The organism is Pseudomonas viridiflava (genome assembly GCF_900184295.1).
GTDB lineage: Bacteria > Pseudomonadota > Gammaproteobacteria > Pseudomonadales > Pseudomonadaceae > Aquipseudomonas > Aquipseudomonas viridiflava.
Map to the genome: position 1 here is coordinate 3,006,147 of NZ_LT855380.1, position 18,785 is coordinate 3,024,931.

Here is an 18,785-nt window from a genome sequence, read left to right on the forward strand (position 1 = left end):
AGATGGGATTGACTCGACGTGAAGCGCTTTCAAGCCTCGCTGCCGTGGGCGGCGACAAGGCGGTCAAGGATGCGCTCGCCGTATTGGGGCTGGGGCCATCGTCCCACCGGAGACCCCAGCCCTTGAAACTGCAAAAGGAACTGGGGCAGGGCACCCGCGTACTTGTGCTTGGCGCCGGGATTGCCGGGCTGGTGACAGCGCTGGAGCTGAAACGGGCCGGGTTCGACGTGCAGGTGCTCGAAGCCCGCGACCGGGTGGGTGGCCGAACGTGGACGCTGCGCAATGGCGACCGTGTGGACTACAAGGACGGTCGCTCGCAGACGGTGGCATTCGATCAAGGCATATATTTCAACGCAGGACCTGGCCGAATTCCGAGTCAGCATCGAACCCTGCTCGATTACTGCAGCGAACTGGGCGTGCCGCTGGAGGTGCTGGTCAACAGCTGCCACGGCGCGCAAGTGCGTCCGGACCTGAATCGACCGGCGTTCTCTGCCGGGCAGGCGATCAACGACGCCCGTGGCCACGTCTCGGGGTTGTTGGCTAAAGCTGTGCAGCGAGATGCGCTTGACGATCTGCTGAGCGCCGAAGAACGAAGCCGCCTGCTGGCTTTTCTGCAGGTGTATGGCGATTTGTCCCAGGAGTTGACGTACGAAGGCAGCCTCCGTGCCGGGCATCTTGAATCGGCCAGCCATCCGGGGGCGCTGCCGGGCAGCGTCGTTCCACTGACGCTGGAGCGGCTGCTGCATCCCGAGCTCTGGGGCGCGTTGCTGCACACCGAATTTCCCGAGTTTTCGGCCACGATGTTCCAACCGGTCGGCGGCATGGACCGCATTACCGATGCCTTCTACCACCGCGTGACCGGGCAGGTGCAGCTCGGCGCCAGGGTAAACAGCATTCGTCAGCACCCGGAGGGTGTGACCGTTACCTGGCACGATCAACGCAGTGGCCGCGAACAGGTGTCTCATGCCGACTATCTGGTCTCCACGCTGCCATTGCCGTTGCTGGCCGAGCTGGACACCGACTTCAGCGACCCTATCAAGACAGCGCTGCTGAGTACGCGCAACGATCAGGCGACCAAAGTGGCTTGGCAATCGCCACGGTTCTGGGAAACCGATTACCGCACCTACGGCGGACTGTCCTGGGTAGAACACCCGGCGCGCCTGCTCTGGTACCCGAGCAACGACCTGAATACCGCCGAAGGCCTGCTGGTTGCCGGTTACGTGACAGGCGAGGGCGCCGCAGCCTTCGGCAAGCTGCCTCTGGAGGTGCAGCACGCCACCTCACGCGAGGCCGTTGAGCTTTTGCATCCAGGTTATTCAAGGCACCTGCGCCATCCGCTGGCAGTGTCCTGGGAGCAGATCCCGTTCAGCGAAGGCCCATGGCTGCAACGCGAGCATTTCCCGGCCGACGCCAGCGCGTTGCTTGAAGCGGGCCACGGCCGGGTGTATTTCGCCGGCGATGGTCTGGTGCAGAGCGGCGTCGGCATCTGGCAGGAATCAGCCGCCAATTCGGCACGTCATGTGGTTGCGCAACTGGCTGAACAGGTAGTTCAGCAGCGTCACACCGCAGCGATTGCGGTGTGACGCTGTACCCATTCCCGAAAATCCATCCTCCAAGGAGCAACATCCATGAGCGACAGCATTCAACGCACCAGCGTCGGCGATTTCCCCATCTCGCAAACCGTGACCGTTCCAGCCTCCGCCAGTCTGGTGTTCGTCAGCGGCACCTTGCCCGACCTTGCCAACCCTCATGCTCAGCCCGGAACACCTGCGGCCTACGGCAATACCGAAGTGCAGGCGGTTTCGGTATTCAACAAGCTGCGCGCCATCCTCAGGCAGCAGGACCTGGACCTGGGCGACATCGTGCAACTGCGGATTTTTCTGGTGGGCGCCGAAGAAACCGGCGGCAGGCTCGACTTCGCGGGCCTGCAGGCCGGCTACACGCAATTTTTCGGAACGCCTGAGCAGCCGAACAAACCCGCGCGTACTGCCTTGCAGGTTGTGGCTCTGCCGTTGCCGGGGGCGTTGGTGGAAGTCGAAGCGATAGCGGCGAGGACCGCCTAGAAAGTCTTTACGAACACAGGGCTTCGACGTGAAGGCGTCGAAGCCCTTTTACGTTTCGGGTCAGTACCCGCGTTTCACGTTCGCCTGATTTTCCAATGCCGAGCCCTTCAGGTAGCGCTCCAGATTGGCCAGGAAACTGTTGGCAATCTCATGGTGACTGTTGCTGGAAATCGCCGAGGTATGAGGTGAAAGCCGAACCCTGGGGTGAGCGTAAAGCGGGTGGCCGTCCGGCAAGGGTTCGGGTTCGGTGACATCCAGCGACGCTAGGCCGACGCGACCCGTGTCCAGCGCTTCCAGCAACGCCTCATGGTCCAGCAGACCGCCCCGGGCGATGTTGATCAGGTGCAGATCCGGTTTGGCACTCTCCAGCACGGCGCGGTCGACGAGGTGCCGGGTCGAAGCGGTCAGCGGCGCTGCCAGTACCAGATGGTCGGAGCGGGCGAACAAATCATGAACGTCCCGTGCCGCTTCTACACCCGCCACCTCGAACGGCGTCTGGCTTTCACGCAGCGCAATCACCTTGATGCCCAGCGCATGGGCCTTGGTCGCCAGGCTGCGGCCAATCGCGCCAAACCCCAGGATCCCCAGGATGCTGCCCTTGAGGGGCGTCAGTGCGGTGAAATTCCACTGCGAATCCTTTACCCAGATGTCCGGCAGATGCTTGGCCGCTGCGAAGATCGCCGCAAGGGCAAATTCGGCGATATTATCTGCCGCGCTGCCGCGTGAGGTACTCACTGGCGGGCCGTCGAAAAACCATGAAGGGTAGAAGTCGATGCCCGACGACACCACCTGAATCCACTTCAAGCCATAGGGCCAGCCGGGAGGCGCGGTATCAGGTGCCTGATAACCCCGCACGTTGATCGGTCGCGCCAGCAGTACGCTGACTTCTGGCGGTAGATCACTGGGCACCCCGGTGGGCACACTGATGATCCGAGCGTCCGGCAAGACAGCTTCCAGGCGTTGGCGGATGACCTCATTGAAATGTTCATCCAACTGACTGGCGATAACGAGCTGACTCATGCCAGTGCCTCGCTGTGTTCTTCCTGTGCGACGCCGGCATAACGATTGGGCGGCACGTCCAGAGCAAGATGATCGCGCAGCGTATCGCCGCTGTACTCATCACGAAACAGCCCGCGCTGTTGCAGCACCGGCACGACCAGCTCGGTGAAGTACGCCAGGCCGTCGGGCAGCAGCGAGTTGATGATGAAACCGTCGGCAGCGCTTTGTTCGAACCAGTTTTGTATGGCGTCTGCGACCTGTTCAGGTGTTCCGACGAAGTCGCGTCGCGGTCTGGAAAAACGTAGGGCGACTTCGCGCAGGGTGAGGCCTTCGTCACGGGCCAATTGCTTGATGCGGTCCGACCCGCCTTTCTGGCTGTTGGAACCCAGATCGCCCAGTTCGGGAAACGGTGCGTCGAGCGGGTACTGGCTGAAATCATGATCGTTGAACGGTCGGCCGAGCGCGACGATCGCGTCTTCGATGGTCACCAGCTTCACAGCCTGCCGATAACGGCTTTCCACCTCGGCTTCATCACGACCCACAATTGGACGGATACCCGGAAGAATCGACAACGTATCGGCATTGCGGCCGAACCCGGTGGCACGCTGCTTCAAATCCTGATAGTAGGCGCGGGCTTCTTCGAACGATTCGGCGTGGACGAATATCGCATCGGAATTCTGCGCGGCGAAATTACGCCCATCCTCGGAAGTGCCCGCCTGAAAAATCACCGGCTGGCCCTGCTTCGAGCGAGCGATGTTGAGCGGACCTTTGACCGCAAAGAACTCACCTTTGTGGTCCAGCGCATGCAGCTTGCCGGGGGTGAAAAACTCGCCGCTCTGCTTGTTGTAGGCGAAAGCATCGTCTTCCCAGGAGTCCCACAAGCCCTTGACCACTGCAACGTGCTCCTTGGCAATGCGATAACGCACCGCATGCGGCGGATGCTCGGCCTTGCCGAAGTTGTCGGCCGTGCCACTTAGCCAGGACGTCACCACGTTCCAGCCAGCCCGGCCGCCGCTGATGTGATCCAGCGAGGCGAACTGGCGGGCGACCTGGAAGGGTTCGGTGTAACTGACCGTGACGGTCGCCACCAGACCGATGTGATGCGTGGTGGCCGCCAGCGCAGAAAGAATGGTCAGCGGTTCGAAACGATTGAGGTAATGCGGGCTGGATTTTTCATGAATGTGCAGGCTGTCGGCGATAAACACGAAATCGAATTTCGCGGTTTCCGCCAATTGCGCCTGCTGCTTATAGAAGTCGAAATTGACGCTGGCATTGGCCAGGGCCTGCGGATGGCGCCATTCGCCCCAGCCGTGGCCGACGCCATGAACCATTGCACCGAGTTTCAGTTGGCGTTGCTTGCTCATGGGTGTACTCCTGTAGGGGTCGCATCATTTTCAGAACGGCAGCCGGAAGCGACCGCCCAAGGGTCGACGAGCCACCGCCCAGGGTTCAGGCGGGGACAGCAGCCTTGCGGGTAAGAGACAGAGGGGGGCATTAAAGGCAGGCTCCAGGCGGCGGGTATCGTTGATCGTGTGCCTCCGCCTGGAGGAAGGGGTCGGTCTGAAGTAAACCTAACCGTGTAGAAATGCGCTGTAAAAGTCTTTCTGGTTATATCTTAATGATCACATTATTTAAGTAATGCATTTTACGAAACGCATTCAGCAGATTCTGGCGCCGTTTGTTCACGTTTAATCGACTTCATCGCAGGCAGCAGACTCAGCAAGCCCACCAGCGCCATTGCGGCACCAACCCATAGCGGCGAACGCAAACCATACCCGGCATCGATCACGGCACCACCCGCCCAACTGCCAAACGCCAGGCCCGCAGTGATCACCGAAGTATGCAGGATGTTGACCATGGCCGCAGGTTCGGCCGCCTTCATCACCCGCGCAACCATCGCCGGGTTCAAGGCGACACCTGTGAGGCCTAGCGCGAAGAAGCAGCCCAGATTCAGCCACAGATGATCGCCCGCCAGGGCAAAGCCACCCAATGCCAGCACCATCAGCGCAAGGCCCCAGGCGAGGGCAGGGAAGGTGTGGCGGTCTGCGAAACGACCGACGATCATGTTGCCCATCAGATTGGCAACGCCATAGATGGCGAGAACAGGAGCAACCAGCGTCGGCGCAATGCCGACCTCATGAATCAGGATCGGCGTGCAATAACTGAACGCAGCGAAGGTGCCGCCGATGATCAGGCCGCTGGTGATGTAAGCGCCCCACAACGTGCGATTTTTCAAGCCCGCCCATTGCTGACTGAGGGGCGGCTCGCCGCCTTTCTGAATGGCTGGCAGGCGACGTGTCGCCAGGACCGTACACAGCATCGCCAACGCGACCACGGCCCAGGAACTGGCACGCCAGCCGACATGCTGTTCGACCCAGGTGGTCATGGGCACACCTATCACCGGAGACAACATCAACCCCGCCAGCACCACCGAAACCGCGCGCCCGCGACCTTCAGGCGCCACCAGACCTGCGCATATCGTCATGCACAAGCCGATGCACACGGCACTCGAGATACCCATGACGATACGTGCCACCGCAAGGACAGCGTAGCTGGGTGCCGCTGCCGCAACAGCGCCCGCGATCACGTAACACGTCAGCAGCCAGACCAATGCCCGCTTGTTGCTGATGCCTCGGGAGAGCAGCAACACCGTGACCGGCGGACCGCCCAGCGCCATGCCCAGCGCGTAATAGGCAATCAGATTGCCGACCTGCGCCAGACTGACGGAAAACGCTTCGGCCAGCGCAGGCATCATTCCGGCAACCATGAATTCGGCTGTCACCAGGGAAAAGATCGTCAGACCCAGCAGGTAGACGGTTGAAGGCAGTTTGGAGCGGGTAGTCATCAGTGTCTCGGGCCGGGAAAAAGGTCGGTCACGGTAGGGAATGTTGACCGGCTGGTCAAATCGACGTCAGGCATATCGTTATTCACTCGACGTCATAGTGAAGCCATATTTCAAATAACACGGTTTCGTCAGTGGGCACTGAACGGTGGAAAATGCCTCATGTCTTTAAAACATTGCCTTTGCATTTAACCGGACTGCGGAGCCACATCCCATGCCGACCACATCGCCCCATGGCTCTCGCTCATGATTCGCGCAGCAGCGCTGAAGTGGACCAATGTGCGACCGGGCGAGCGAGCTGCTTTATTGCTCGGTTTCGCCTTCCATTTCTGCGTGCTGGCAAGCTATTACCTGGTACGCCCCTTGCGCGATGCGCTTGGCCTGGAAGGCGGTGCCGACAAACTCCAGTGGCTCTTCACCGCGACCTTTCTGGTGATGCTGCTGATGGTCCCGCTGTTTGGCGCGCTGGTGTCCAGACTGCCGACACGACGCTTCGTGCCGTTGATCTATCGATGCATCGCGCTGACGATGATCCTTTTCGGCGTTCTGATCGCGAACCGGGTCGCGCCGGTGCAGGTCGGCAACGTGTTCTTCGTCTGGATCAGCGTATACAACCTGTTCATCGTGTCGATCTTCTGGAGCGTGCTGGTTGATCGGTTTTCCAGTGAGCAGGGGCAGCGGCTGTTCGGCTTTGTCGCCGCTGGCGGCACACTGGGCACCTTCATCGGGCCGTTGCTGGCTGCGACCATGGCGTCGCGCCTTGGGCCTATTGCATTGACCCTGGCCGCTGCCGTGCTGCTGGAACTGGCTGTTCGCTGCCATCGCGCGCTTCTGGCTCGCACCGAGGCGCAGTCTGTTGATCCTTTGCGCGTGGATCGCCGCATGGGCGGCAGCATGCTTGCCGGCATTACGTTGATCTCACGCTCGCCTTACCTGCTGGGGCTGGTGTTGTTTATGCTCCTGCACACCACCGCTGCGACTTTTCTGTACTTCGAGCAAGGCCGTATCGTCGCGGACAGCTATTCGGACGTGGCCAGCAGGACACAGTTCTTTGCGGTCGTCGATCTGATCGTGTCGGCGCTGACCCTGACGTTCCAGCTTTTGCTGACAGGTCCTTTGATCCGCATGATCGGCGTCGGCGGCGCGCTGATCACGTTACCGCTGGCGACCGTTGTCGCATTCACCGCCATGGCGCTGGCACCTGTACCGACCACCGTCGCGCTGGCGCAGGGTCTGCGCCGCGCCATTGAATTTTCCGTAGTGCGCCCGGCGCGGGAAGTGCTCTGGACCGTGGTCAGTCGCGAAGAAAAGTACAAAGCCAAGAATGTCATCGAAACGCTGGTGTATCGAGGTGGCGACGCGATGAGCGGATGGCTGTCGGTGGGGCTGGCCGCAATGGGTGCAGGATTCGGCATCGTTGCCACGCTGATTCTGCCGGTCGCCGGAGGTTGGGCAGGGTTGTGCCTGTGGCTCGCCAAACGGCAGAAGCACAAGGCGGATGCGGCTGAGGATTTACGCACGGCGCATCGGTATAAGCAGTAGAAGACGCTATCCCTTGAACCAGGTTTTCAACCGGTCTCTGAAACTCTGAATCAAAGGCTCTTTGACACGGCCGCGGCGCAGAGCCAGCGAGAAGGGGGCCTGATGCCCAAATGTGGTGGGCAGCAAGACCTTCAGGCGCTTCTGATCCACCCAGAACTGCGCATAGTGCTCCGGCAAATAGCCGATGTAAGCGCCTGACAGCACCAGAATCAACTGCGCTTCCATTGACTCGACCGTCGCGGCGCTGTCCTTGAAGCCGTGACGGGCCAGTTCGGCCTGGCTCCAGTAACCACGCCCGACCATGCGTTGCTGGGTGATGACTTCTGCCGGGATACGGCGCTGCTCGAACAACTCGTGCCGGTCACTGCAGTACAACCAGTGCTGTTCGCGGTACAGCGCCTGGTACATCAAACCGTTCATGCGCGTAGAGAACGAACCAATGGCCAGGTCCACACGGTTTTCCAGCACACCCAGTTGCAGTTGCGCAGGGCTGAGCACCGAGAGGTGCAAATGGACCGCCGGGTGTTCCTTGCTGTAGGCCCCGATGACATCCGCCAGCGGCAATGCCGGGTCACTGACTGTCGAGTCCAGTACACCGAGATTCAGGGTGCCGCGCAGTTCGCCCTTGAGCGCCGCGCTGTAGCGTTCGAAACCTTCGAGCTCTGCCAGCAGTCGCAGGGTTTCCTGATGGAAAAGCTCACCCTTGCTGGTCAGATTGAAACCGCCGCGACCCCGATGACAGAGCACCAGCCCCACATGGGTTTCGAGCTGACTCATGTAAGTGCTGATCGCCGACGTGGAAAGATTGAGCTCCTGCTGCGCTGCCGCGAACCCTTGATGGCGTACCACACTGGCGAAGATGCGCAGCAGTTTCAGGTCGGGCAAGGCAGAGGACATGGGCGCTCCGTGGGCAGTCGGTGGTTCGGCGGCTGGTGTCTGTTGCGCATATCAGCAGCCTTGTGCGGCACACATCATGCCTGCCAAACGCCGACGACGACAATCGGCGATAGTTTAGAAATCTCTGAACTGAGTATTTGCTGGCAGCGATTCTTCTGCTCCCACGCCATCACCAGAATGGCCGCACATTTATCGGAACAACGCGAGGCCCTTCGTGGACAAGACTTTCCACCAGCCACTGGGCGGTAATGAGATGCCGCGCTTTGGCGGTATCGCCACCATGCTGCGCCTGCCCCATGTGCAAGCCCCTGAAGAACTGGACCGTCTGGACGCGGCCTTTGTCGGCATTCCGCTGGACGTCGGCACGTCGCTGCGCCCTGGCACTCGCTTCGGACCACGCGGGATTCGCGCCGAATCGGTGATGATTCGCCCGTACAACATGGCCACCGGCGCCGCACCTTTCGATTCATTGAACGTGGCCGATATCGGCGACGTGGCGATCAACACCTTCAACCTGCTGGACAGCGTGCGCATCATCGAAGAGGCGTACGACCGCATTCTCGGCCACGGCATCATTCCGCTGACGCTGGGTGGCGATCACACCCTGACCCTGCCGATCCTGCGCGCCATTCACAAGAAACACGGCAAGGTCGGGCTGGTGCACATCGATGCCCACGCCGACGTCAACGATCACATGTTCGGCGAGAAAATCGCCCATGGCACAACCTTCCGCCGCGCCCAGGAGGAAGGCCTGCTGGACAGCGAGCGCGTGGTACAGATCGGCCTGCGCGCCCAGGGTTATACCGCCGAGGACTTCAACTGGAGCCGCAAACAGGGCTTCCGTGTGGTGCAGGCCGAGGAATGCTGGCACCAGTCTCTGGCACCCTTGATGGCTGAAGTGCGCGAGAAAGTCGGTGGCGGGCCGGTGTATCTGTCGTTCGACATCGATGGCATCGATCCCGCATGGGCACCAGGCACCGGCACACCTGAAGTGGGCGGCCTGACGACCATTCAGGCACTGGAGATCATTCGCGGTTGCCAAGGGCTGGACCTGATTGGTTGCGATCTGGTGGAAGTTTCACCGCCTTATGACACCACCGGCAACACCTCACTGCTGGGCGCCAATCTGCTGTACGAAATGCTGTGCGTGCTGCCGGGCGTGGTGCGCCGTTGAGCCTCTTGGCATGAACACCGATTACGTGTGACAGAAGAATAATCAGATCGACCCTCCGCCCGGGGTTAACGGGCGGCCATAAAGGGTCAGCGTGCCTGCGCTGGCCTTACAACAACCGTGACAGGTGCTGGAGCGACACATGAGCCATTCGACGCGTGCCGAAAAACCCGACAAAACCCGAATCGAAACCTGGGGCGTCGAGCAGATCCCCGACAGCCAGCGTCATGCACGCCCGCTGGATCTGTTTCGTCTGATCTTCGGCGGTGCCAACACCTTTTCCACGGCAGTGCTGGGCAGTTTTCCAGTGCTGTTCGGGTTGTCGTTTCAGGCCGGGTTCTGGTCGATTGTGCTTGGCGTGATGGTTGGAGCGCTGATCCTCGCACCCATGGGGCTGTTCGGCGCACTCAACGGCACCAACAACGCAGTCTCTTCCGGCGCGCATTTCGGCGTGCATGGACGCATCATCGGCTCGTTTCTGTCGCTGCTGACGGCGGTGGCATTCTTTTCCCTGTCGGTCTGGAGCTCCGGTGACGCGCTGGTGGGCGGCGCACAGCGCTTGATCGGTCTGCCGGAAAATGACCTGAGTCTGGGACTGGCCTACGGCTTGTTCGCCATCCTGGTGCTGGTGGTGTGCATCTTTGGTTTCCGCTTCATGTTGTGGGTCAATAAGATCGCGGTCTGGGCGTCGAGCCTGCTGTTTCTGCTGGGCATCTTCGCGTTCGCCGGCCCGTTCGATGCGGGATACGCAGGCAGCGTCGATCTTCACCAGCCCGGTTTCTGGGCGGCATTTGTCGGCGCTGCGCTCCTGGCGATGAGCAATCCGGTGTCGTTCGGCGCGTTTCTGGGCGACTGGTCGCGCTACATTCCGCGTGAGACGTCAAAAGCACGAATCATGCTCGCGGTGCTGGCAGCTCAGGCCAGCACCTTGATTCCCTTTCTGTTCGGCCTGTGCACGGCGACCCTGGTGGCCAGTCAGGCACCGCAATACATCGAAGCCAATAACTATGTCGGCGGCTTGCTGGCGATTTCGCCGGCCTGGTTCTTTCTGCCGGTGTGCCTCATTGCAGTCATCGGTGGGCTGTCTACCGGCACTACTGCGCTGTACGGCACCGGGCTGGACATGTCGAGCATCTTCCCACGCCTGCTGAGCCGTGCCGGAGCCACATTGCTGATCGGCATTGCGGCCATTGCCTTTATCTTCATCGGTCGTTTCACCTTCAACCTGGTGCAAAGCGTGTCGACCTTTGCGGTGCTGATCATTACCTGCACCAGCCCATGGATGGTGATCATGATTCTGGGACTCATCACTCGTCGTGGCTTCTATCACGCCGACGATCTGCAAGTGTTCACCCGTGGTCAGCGGGGCGGGCATTACTGGTTCCACCATGGCTGGAACTGGCGCGGGCTGGGTGCCTGGATTCCCAGTGCGGCGACCGGCCTGTGCTTCGTCAACCTGCCGGGACAATTTGTGGGGCCATTGGGTGAGCTCGCTGGCGGTATCGACATCAGCCTGCCGATCACACTCGGCCTGGCGACGCTGTTGTACCTGACCCTGCTACGCACCTTTCCCGAGCCTGCCGGGGTCTACGGCCCAAAAGGCGCGCACCCGGTGCTCGGCCGCAAGGCGATGAGCAACGAGGTACAACCGGCTTCCGTCCACTCGTGATCGGTGCTGCTCCCCAAGCGGGCGCAGACGATGAGGCATGCTCATGAAACTGGAACTCTTTCGTACGCTATGGGGCTACCGAGGCACTTGGCAGCAGGCGCTGGATGAAGCGCGAGCCGCAGGTTTCGATGGACTTGAAGCCCGCATCCCTGAAGAAGGCGCAGAGCGCGCTGCATTCGGGGCCTTTCTGCGCTACAACCAGGTGCCCTACATCGCCATTCTGTTCACCTCGACGCCCGTGCTGCCATCTCAGTCCGCCACGCCCGCCGAGCATCTGGACGACTTCGCCCATAAGTTGCAGCTGGCAGCAGAGCTGGAGCCGCGCTTCGTCAACGTGCTGGCCGGTAACGACCGCTGGCCATTGGCGCAGCAAGTGGACTTTTTCGGGGAGGCGCTGGAGATTGCCGCTCGCAGCGGCCTGGTGTGCAGCTTCGAAACTCATCGGGCGCGCTCGCTGTTCAATCCCTGGCTGACCCTGCAATTGATCGAGCAGGTACCGGACCTGCGTTTCACCAGCGACATCAGCCACTGGGTGGTGACGTGCGAACGTCTGTTGAACGATCCGGCTGACGATTTGCGCGCTTTCGTCGAGCGTGTGCACCACATTCAGGCGCGGGTCGGTTATGACCAGGGTCCGCAGGTGCCACATCCGGCAGCGCCGGAATATGCCGAGGCGCTGGCGTTTCATCAGCAGCACTGGGCCGACATCTGGACATCGCAGCAGGCGCGAGGCTACAGCGGCACGACCATGACCCCGGAGTTCGGCCCCGACGGCTATCTGCATCACCTGCCGTTTACCGATGTACCAGTCGCCGATCTGTGGCGCCTCAACGCCTGGATGGGTCGTACCGAGCGCGAGCACTTCAATACCTTCTTCAATCCATCCGCGAGGCCGCTGTCATGAGTGAACGTCCTGCTTTCACGCACATTCCTGTGGTTGATATCCAAGGGCTGTTCAGCGAGCGTCTGGAGGATCGTCAGGCAGTCGCTCAGCATCTGGGTGAGGCTGCCCGTCAGGTGGGCTTTCTGTACATCACCGGGCACGGGATCGAGCCTGCGCTGATCAACAACCTGCACCGCGCCGCCGAGCACTATTTCGCCCAGCCGATCGACGCCAAGATGCGTCATTACATCGGTGCCTCGCAGACCCACAAGGGCTTCGTGCCTGAAGGTGAAGAGGTGTATGGCACAGGCAGGCCGGACCACAAGGAAGCATTCGATGTCGGGTTTGAAGTGCCCGCCAACAACCCGTTGGTGATCGCCGGTACGCCGTTGCTGGGTCCGAATGACTGGCCGACGTTGCCCGGATTTCAGACCGCCGTGCAGGCTTATTACCAGGCTGTCTTCGCCCTGGGGCGTCAGCTGTTTCGCGGCTTTGCTCTGGCGCTGGGTCTCGATGAGCATTACTTCGATGAGATGGCCTGTTTCCCGCCATCCAAACTTCGCCTGATTCATTACCCGTTCGACGCCACCGCCGAAGACGCACCGGGCATCGGCGCCCACACCGACTACGAGTGCTTCACCATTCTTATGGCTGATCAGCCGGGGCTCGAGGTCATGAACGAAAAGGGCGAGTGGATTGATGCACCGCCGTTGCCGAATGCGTTTGTGGTCAACATCGGCGACATGCTTGAGGTCATGACCAGCGGGGCCTTCGTGGCCACCGCGCACCGAGTGCGCAAGGTCAAACAAGAGCGTTATTCCTTTCCGCTGTTCTATGCCTGCGATTACCACACGCTGATCAAACCCTTGCCGCAATTCGCAGCAGCCGGGCAGGGCTACGAGGAAATCGCCATCGGCGAGCACATGTGGGCCCAGGCTTTGCAAACCTATCAATACCTTCGCCAGCGCGTGGCCAGCGGGCAAATTGCCCTGCCGGAACGCGCCAGAAAGCCATCAAGCTTCGGGCACCTGAAAAACCAGAGCGTGACTTCGTGACCTGCCGTTTCCCTCAATCTGGAATGACTACTATGCAAAACACCACGCTTTCGCGCTTTGCCGCTTCGATTCTCGGCCTGGCCCTGTTCGCCGGCGTCGCTCACGCAGCGCCTACGGCAACACCCGGCACACTCAAGGTCGGCATGGAGATTTCCTACCCGCCGTTCGAGTCCTACGATGGCGACAAGGTGGTCGGTTTTGACCCGGATGTCTCCGCTGCGCTGGCCAAACAGCTGGGCGGCCTGAAAGTGGAGTTCGTCGACACGCGCTTTCCGAACCTGATCCTGGGCCTGAACGCCAACCGCTTCGACACCATCATTTCGGGCATGTACATCACTGACGAGCGCACCAAACAGGCCGAAGCGATTCCTTACGCGCAGGTCGGTGCCGCGATCATGGTCCGCAGCGACAACACGACCAAGCCGCAGCAACCTGAAGACCTGTGCGGCATGAAAGTCGGCCTGCAACAGGGCACCAACTGGATCAACCAGCTCAAGGCCGTGTCCGCCGATCACTGCGCCAAACAGAACAAGGGCGAGATCGCCATCAGCGAATTTCCGACCACTGCCGAGGCGTCCCAGGCACTGATGTCCGGCAACATCCAGGCGCACCTGGAAATCTCCGCTGCTGCCCAGATGATCATCGACAAGGCCCGTGGCCGTATTGTGATCAGCTCGCAGAAATCGCTGTATCCGCAGACGCTGGGCATTTACATCAAGAAGGGCAACACCGAGCTGGCGGAGCAGATGCGCAGTGCGGTGGACGCGTGGAAGAAAAGCAGTGAGTACGGCGAGATTCTCAAGAAGTACAACCTTGAGCCTGCGTGAAGTGATGGTGCTGTGCTCCTGAGATAACCAGGACGCACAGCAGACACCGGACGGTAGGAGCGCGCTTGCCCGCGATGCGATCTTTAAGACGATCAATCAGCGACTGTGCTAACGCCATCGCGGGCAAGCGCGCTCCTACAAACAAGCTTTTCGCAATGTCGCGACATCTGCAGGTCAACGCCACAGCTACACCGGCCATCACCTTCACCCGCTGCACCGAGGTCAACATGGCATTCGATTGGGCTTATTTCTTCTCGCTGTTTTCGTTTTCCGCTTTCTGGAAAGCCTGCGTCACGGTGGTTCAGTTGAGCACCCTGGCATGGACGCTCGGGCTTGCGCTGGGCTTTGTGCTGGCCAGCGCCAAGCTGTCCAGCCACGCCTGGCTGCGCCTACCCGCACATTTCTACGTTTGGCTGTTTCGCAGCATCCCGCTACTGGTGCTGCTGGTGTTCGTCTACAACCTGCCGCAGTTGTTCCCATCGACCGGCAGTGTGTTGTCGCAGCCGTTCTATTCCGGGCTTATCGCGCTGGTGCTGACCGAAACCGCGTACATGGCCGAGATCCATCGCGGCGGACTGCTATCGGTACTCAAAGGCCAGCGTGAAGCGGCCAAGGCTTTGGGTATTCGCGGACTTGGCGCTCAGCGGCTGGTGATCATTCCGCAGGCCATACGCATTGCACTGCCGACACTGACCAACGAATACGTGACCATCGTCAAACTCACCTCGCTGGTGTCGGTCATTTCGCTGAACGAGTTGCTGCTGGTGGGCCAGCGCCTGTATGCGCAGAACTTCCTGGTGCTGGAAACCCTCGCCGCAGTGGCCGTGTATTACGTGCTGATCGTCACCGTGTTCGGCTGGCTATTGCAGTGGGCCGAGCGGCACCTTGATCTGTCTCGCAAGAACGCCCAGACGCTGGACGACAGTCAGGCCGCTGCGCTTCGTCAACCGACCGCGAAGGGCAAGCCTGCTGTTCAGAAAATCCCCGGACAACCGGATGCGCTGTTGCTGCGCAGCATTCACAAGCGCTACGGCAATCATGAAGTGCTCAAAGGCATTGATCTGACCGTACGCCCCGGAGAAGTGATTTCCATCATCGGGCCGTCAGGCTCCGGCAAGACCTCGTTGATCCGTACGGTCAATAACCTGGAAAGCATCGACAAGGGCGAGATCGTGCTGTTCGGCAATGATTTCATCGCCGCTGGCAAGCACCCGGACTCCCCGGTAATCCGCCAAGGCATTCGGCGCATCGGCATGGTGTTCCAGAACTTCAACCTGTTTCCGCACCGCACCATCCTCGACAACGTGATTCTGGCCCCCCGTTACCACGGACTGGCCAGTTCCAGTGAACTGCGCCGCAAAGGCCATGCTTTGCTAGACCGGGTGGGCTTGCTGGCCCATGCCGACAAGTACCCGCATCAACTGTCGGGTGGCCAGCAACAGCGGGTCGCCATTGCCCGCGCATTGGCCATGGAGCCGGACATCATGCTGTTCGACGAACCGACCTCGGCACTTGACCCGGAACTGGTGGGCGATGTGCTGAATGTCATTCGTGACCTGGCAGAAGAGGGCATGACCATGTTGATCGTGACTCACGAAATGGATTTCGCCCTGTCGATTTCCGACCGCATCGTGTTCATGGAAAACGGTCATGTGGCCGCCGATGCCTCACCCGCCGAGATCCGCAGCGACGGCCATGAACGGGTACGCCGCTTCATTGGCCTGGAACAGGAGGCGATGGCATGACCACTTGTGGCGAGTTTCTTGTCAAACAGCTGCAAGCCTGGAGCGTCGATACCGTATTCGGTATTCCCGGCGTGCACACCGTTGAGCTGTATCGTGGCCTGCCGTCCAGCAGCATTCGTCACATCACCCCGCGTCACGAGCAGGGCGCAGGGTTCATGGCCGACGGTTATGCGCGGGTCAGTGGCAAACCCGGCGTATGTTTCATCATCACCGGGCCGGGCATGACCAACATCCTGACCGCGATGGGCCAGGCCTACGCCGATTCGATTCCGATGCTGGTGATCTCCAGCGTCAACGAGCGCTCCCGTTTGGGGCTGGGCAACGGCTACCTGCACGAATTGCCGGATCAGCGCGCCATGGTGGCGGGTGTCAGCGCGTTCAGCCATACGCTGATGGACGTCGATGAACTGCCTTACGTACTGGACAGGACGTTTGCGGTGTTCGATAGCCAGCGGCCGCGACCGGTGCACATCGAATTGCCGCTGGACATCATCACCGCAGCTGCCGATCACTTGCAGGTGCGCCCGCGCAAAGTGGTCGCTCGCCCAGCGCCGGACCCGGCAGCGATTCATGAAGTTGCCGAACGTCTTCAGAAGGCCCAAAAGCCGCTGCTGTTGCTGGGCGGCGGCTGTGTGGACGCGGCAATCGAGGCAAGCGAACTGGCCATACGTCTCGACGCGCCGACCGCGCTGACCATCAATGCCAAGGGATTGCTGGCGAGCGATCATCCGTTGTTGATCGGCAGCAACCAGTCACTGGTTCCGGTGAGGCAGTTGGCGCTGGACGCCGATGTGGTGCTGGCCATCGGCACCGAGTTGGGCGAAACCGATTACGACGTGGTGTTCGACGGCAACTTCCGGGTTGGCGGCGAGCTGATTCGCATCGATATCGACGCCACGCAACTGACCCGCAACCATCCGCCGAGCCTATCGATTGTCAGTGATGCGCGACTGGCCATGAAGGCGCTGCTGGACGCCTTGCCATCCCGGATTCCCCGTATCGACAGCCCAGGCGCACAGCAGGCGGCGCAGGTTCGAAAGCAACTGGTCGAGGACTTCAGCGGCTGGGCGCATTACCGGCGATTGTTCGACTGCATCCTTGAAGTGCTGCCTGACGCACGCTTTGTCGGTGATTCGACCCAGACCGTCTACAGCGGCAATCATCTGGTCGACCTCGACAGCCCACGGCGCTGGTTCAACGCATCGACCGGCTACGGCACGCTGGGTTACGGCCTGCCAGCCGCCATCGGCGCAAAGCTGGCTGACCCGAAGGTGCCTGTGATCAGCCTGATGGGTGATGGCGGCATTCAGTTCACGCTGCCGGAACTGGCCAGCGCCGTGGAAGCGCGGGTCGGGATTATCGTGCTGCTGTGGAATAACCAGGGCTACGGCGAGATCAAGCGCTACATGGAACGGCGCGACATCACACCGCTGGGCGTGGACATCTACACCCCGGATTTTGTGGCCATCGCCCGAGGCTTTGGCTGCCTGGCCGAACGTGCCCTCGACCACGCACACCTGCAAACGCTGTTGCGCGAAGCTCCAGGCGACCGGCCGTTGATCATTGAGGTCAATGAAGCGCCGCCGTTTGCCCCCTGAACCCCGAAAGCCGGACCTTCGCAATCCCGTTTCAAGGAGCAGTGCCCGATGAATACCCCGCATTACATCAACGGTCAGTGGCAGGCAGGCGAGGGCAACGATGTTCTCACGGTCTACGATCCTTCCCTTGGCGAGCCATTCGCAGAGCTGGTGTCGGCGAGCCCTGCGCAGGTTGATCAGGCCGTGACAGCTGCGCGAGCTGCGTTACCCGCCTGGAAGGCAACGACCGTCACCCATCGGGCAACCGTGCTGCGTGGCTTTGCCGAGCAGCTTGCCCAGCGTCGCGAAGCGTTGATCGAACTGCAGATGCGCAACAACGGCAAACCTCGCCATGAAGCCGAGGTGGATCTGGACGATGCGGTGGCGACGTTCAATTACTACGCCAATTTGATTGAAACCCAGTCCTCACATCGCGATGTGCAGCTGCCAGTGCCCGGTTTTACCTCTCGCACGCGTCTTGAAGCGGTGGGCGTGGTCGGCCTGATCGTGCCGTGGAATTTCCCGCTGGTGACCAGCGCCTGGAAGCTCGCCCCGGCCCTGGCAGCGGGTTGCACTGTGATCCTCAAGCCTTCGGAGATAACCCCACTGGTCGAACTGGCGTATGCGCAGATCGCCGAGCATGTGGGCTTGCCGACTGGCGTGCTGAACATCGTCAACGGCAAGGCCGAGACCGGCGCGGCGCTTAGCGAACACGCAGGTCTGGACAAGTTGTCGTTCACCGGCAGCAACGCCGTGGGCGTTCAGGTGATGCGCAACTCGGCAGCGTACTGTCGGCCGGTGACGCTGGAGCTGGGCGGCAAATCGGCGTTTATCGTGTTCGACGATTGTGACCCGGATCAGGCTGTGGAGTGGATCGTTGCCGGTATCTGCTGGAACGCCGGACAAATGTGCTCGGCCACCTCGCGGTTGCTGATCCAGGAGGGGATCGCCGAGGCGCTGACTCTGCGTCTGAAGGTTGCTTTTCAGAACATGCGTGTGGGTAATCCTCTGGTCGACGAAGTGGACATGGGTCCGCTGACCAGCCAGGCGCAGTGGCGCAAGGTCCAAGAATATTTCGAAATCGCCGAACAAGAGGGACTGACGTGTCTGGCAGGCGGGAAGGCAAACCGGCAAGGACAGGGCTGGTTCGTCAGCCCTACGGTTTACACCGACGTGCCGAACAGCAGCCGCTTGTGGACTGAAGAAATCTTCGGCCCCGTGCTCTGCACCCGGCGTTTCAGCACTGAAGACGAAGCCATTGCGCTTGCCAACGACAGCCGTTTCGGGCTGGTCGCCACGGTGGCCAGCGCAGACATCCAGCGCGCCGAGCGAGTGGCCGATGCGCTGGAGGTTGGCCACGTCTGGATCAATTCGATCCAGGCCGTCTTCGTCGAAACGTCCTGGGGCGGCACAAAGGGCAGTGGCATCGGGCGTGAACTCGGGCCTTGGGGACTTGCGGCGTATCAGTCGGTCAAGCATGTGACGCGGTGCGGATAAGTCGTCTGTTTCAAGAGA

15 protein-coding genes are annotated in these 18,785 nt (G+C 60.9%); 11 read left to right on the forward strand and 4 right to left on the reverse strand.

Annotated elements, in window-relative coordinates; genetic code table 11:
* Positions 1-2: 2 nt before the first annotated feature.
* Together CFBP1590_RS13565 and CFBP1590_RS13570 are read left to right on the forward strand one after the other, a co-directional pair.
* Positions 3-1,583: a flavin monoamine oxidase family protein gene (locus CFBP1590_RS13565; RefSeq protein WP_088235244.1), complete on the forward strand. Its 1,581-nt coding sequence runs from the start codon at positions 3-5 to the stop codon at positions 1,581-1,583.
* A gap of 45 nt (positions 1,584-1,628) precedes the next feature.
* Entirely contained in the window at positions 1,629-2,063 is a 435-nt protein-coding gene (locus tag CFBP1590_RS13570) for a RidA family protein (protein WP_025996215.1), read from the forward strand.
* 60 nt (positions 2,064-2,123) lie between these two features.
* Here CFBP1590_RS13570 and CFBP1590_RS13575 read toward each other — a convergent pair whose 3' ends face one another.
* From CFBP1590_RS13575 to CFBP1590_RS13585, 3 genes are all read right to left on the reverse strand, one after another.
* Positions 2,124-3,083: a D-isomer specific 2-hydroxyacid dehydrogenase family protein gene (locus CFBP1590_RS13575; RefSeq protein ID WP_088235245.1), complete on the reverse strand. Its 960-nt coding sequence runs from the start codon at positions 3,081-3,083 to the stop codon at positions 2,124-2,126.
* Entirely contained in the window at positions 3,080-4,426 is a 1,347-nt protein-coding gene (locus tag CFBP1590_RS13580; protein ID WP_088235246.1) for an LLM class flavin-dependent oxidoreductase, read from the reverse strand. The genes CFBP1590_RS13575 and CFBP1590_RS13580 overlap by 4 nt, the downstream gene beginning before the upstream one ends.
* Positions 4,427-4,707: 281 nt before the next feature.
* The gene (locus tag CFBP1590_RS13585) at positions 4,708-5,907 is read right to left on the reverse strand and encodes an MFS transporter (protein ID WP_088235247.1); all 1,200 of its coding nucleotides are present in this window, start codon (positions 5,905-5,907) and stop codon (positions 4,708-4,710) included.
* A gap of 243 nt (positions 5,908-6,150) precedes the next feature.
* On the opposite strand from CFBP1590_RS13585, the gene CFBP1590_RS13590 reads away from it, so the two are divergent.
* The gene (locus CFBP1590_RS13590) at positions 6,151-7,446 is read left to right on the forward strand and encodes an NTP/NDP exchange transporter (protein WP_088235248.1); all 1,296 of its coding nucleotides are present in this window, start codon (positions 6,151-6,153) and stop codon (positions 7,444-7,446) included.
* 6 nt (positions 7,447-7,452) lie between these two features.
* Here the strand turns inward: CFBP1590_RS13590 and CFBP1590_RS13595 are convergent, their stop codons facing one another.
* Positions 7,453-8,343 carry a LysR family transcriptional regulator gene (locus CFBP1590_RS13595; RefSeq protein ID WP_004882291.1) on the reverse strand — a complete coding sequence of 297 codons (891 nt, stop codon included), beginning with the start codon at positions 8,341-8,343 and terminating at the stop codon, positions 7,453-7,455.
* A gap of 214 nt (positions 8,344-8,557) precedes the next feature.
* On the opposite strand from CFBP1590_RS13595, the gene speB reads away from it, so the two are divergent.
* The 8 genes from speB (at position 8,558) to CFBP1590_RS13635 (ending at position 18,767) form a co-directional block, all read left to right on the forward strand.
* Positions 8,558-9,517 (forward strand): agmatinase, encoded by a 960-nt coding sequence (speB, locus tag CFBP1590_RS13600; protein ID WP_004882292.1) that lies wholly within the window; start codon positions 8,558-8,560, stop codon positions 9,515-9,517.
* A gap of 139 nt (positions 9,518-9,656) precedes the next feature.
* Entirely contained in the window at positions 9,657-11,183 is a 1,527-nt protein-coding gene (locus CFBP1590_RS13605; RefSeq protein WP_088235249.1) for a purine-cytosine permease family protein, read from the forward strand.
* A gap of 43 nt (positions 11,184-11,226) precedes the next feature.
* Positions 11,227-12,087 carry a sugar phosphate isomerase/epimerase family protein gene (locus CFBP1590_RS13610; RefSeq protein ID WP_088235250.1) on the forward strand — a complete coding sequence of 287 codons (861 nt, stop codon included), beginning with the start codon at positions 11,227-11,229 and terminating at the stop codon, positions 12,085-12,087.
* On the forward strand, positions 12,084-13,121 hold the full coding sequence (locus CFBP1590_RS13615) for an isopenicillin N synthase family dioxygenase (protein WP_029242639.1): 1,038 nt from the start codon (positions 12,084-12,086) through the stop codon (positions 13,119-13,121). Before CFBP1590_RS13610 ends, CFBP1590_RS13615 begins: the two co-directional genes overlap by 4 nt.
* Positions 13,122-13,153: 32 nt before the next feature.
* Positions 13,154-13,948, forward strand: coding sequence for a transporter substrate-binding domain-containing protein (locus CFBP1590_RS13620; protein WP_029242638.1), 795 nt, complete (start codon positions 13,154-13,156; stop codon positions 13,946-13,948).
* A 227-nt stretch (positions 13,949-14,175) separates the two neighbouring features.
* Positions 14,176-15,693: an amino acid ABC transporter permease/ATP-binding protein gene (locus tag CFBP1590_RS28280; RefSeq protein WP_088236413.1), complete on the forward strand. Its 1,518-nt coding sequence runs from the start codon at positions 14,176-14,178 to the stop codon at positions 15,691-15,693.
* The gene (locus tag CFBP1590_RS13630; protein ID WP_088235251.1) at positions 15,690-17,291 is read left to right on the forward strand and encodes a 5-guanidino-2-oxopentanoate decarboxylase; all 1,602 of its coding nucleotides are present in this window, start codon (positions 15,690-15,692) and stop codon (positions 17,289-17,291) included. The genes CFBP1590_RS28280 and CFBP1590_RS13630 overlap by 4 nt, the downstream gene beginning before the upstream one ends.
* A gap of 48 nt (positions 17,292-17,339) precedes the next feature.
* Positions 17,340-18,767, forward strand: a complete 1,428-nt coding sequence (locus CFBP1590_RS13635) for an aldehyde dehydrogenase family protein (RefSeq protein WP_088235252.1) — start codon at positions 17,340-17,342, stop codon at positions 18,765-18,767.
* Positions 18,768-18,785: the final 18 nt, after the last annotated feature.